At 59.5% G+C, this 1,044-nt stretch carries 1 protein-coding gene; it reads left to right on the forward strand.

Annotation, left to right across the window (positions count from 1 at the left end; translation table 11 throughout):
• Positions 1 to 757: IS110 family transposase (locus tag ACI3K0_RS30730; RefSeq protein WP_404946984.1), on the forward strand; the 757-nt coding region annotated here is incomplete at its 5' end.
• Between the last annotated feature and the right edge of the window lie 287 nt (positions 758 to 1,044).

Raw genomic sequence — 1,044 nt, forward strand, 5'->3', positions numbered from 1 at the left:
CCGTGCGGACTTCGTGGGCAAGGTGCGAGACATCATGGCCGGGGAGCAGTTGTTGATCGCTCTGGTGGAACCGCTGTTGGCGGTGCTTGCCACGATGCTCGAGGAGTTCGGTCGCCTCACGAAACAGATGCGCTCAATCGAGAATGTCGTGCGGGCTATTTTGCGGGAAGGCGGCATCAAGCTTGGGACACCGAGCCGTGCGGACTTCGTGGGCAAGGTGCGAGACATCATGGCCGGGGAGCAGTTGTTGATCGCTCTGGTGGAACCGCTGTTGGCGGTGCTTGCCACGATGCTCGAGGAGTTCGGTCGCCTCACGAAACAGGTGCTCGACGTTGCCAAGAATGAGACGACATGCCGCCAACTGATGAGCGTACCGGGCGTCGGGCCGATCACAGCGCTGGCGTTCCGTGCCACCATCGACTGCCCCGATCGCTTTCGTCGATCGCGCGATGTCGGTGCCCATCTTGGTCTGACGCCGTCCCGCTATCAATCCGGCGAGACCGACATCCAGGGTAAGATCAGCCGATGTGGTGACGAGATCGCACGAACCGCGCTTTACGAAGCGGCCCATTCGCTGCTCGTCCGGTCGAAGAAATGGTCGAGCCTAAGAGCTTGGGGCATGGGCATCGCCAAACGTCGCGGTATGGCGCGGGCGCGCGTCGCAGTAGCCCGTAAACTGGCAGTGATCCTGCATCGGATGTGGTGCGACGGTTCCGAATTCCGTTTCGGAAAGCAGGCCGACCTCGAAGCAGCGTGATGATGAACAATCGGAGAGATAAAACACAAACAGCAGGTTCTGCCTGAAAAGGCTAATCGGATCGTTCCCGTGGGGACGATGGGCAAGGTGATCTCGTTTAGAGTCCCGAACCTGAGGCAATTGCTCAAGGTCGTGAAACAGATTGAGACACCTTGCCTACCTGACCCCATCATGCGGCGGGCATGCGCCGACCGCGAAGAGAAGCGAGTGACCCGCGGGGCGGTATGATCCGAAATGAAGATTGGAGCAGCTTGACTTCAACGACCCCAATCAGAGAGGACTCTAAG

It is taken from the genome of Rhizobium sp. ZW T2_16 (assembly GCF_044987325.1).
Taxonomy (GTDB): domain Bacteria; phylum Pseudomonadota; class Alphaproteobacteria; order Rhizobiales; family Rhizobiaceae; genus Neorhizobium; species Neorhizobium cellulosilyticum.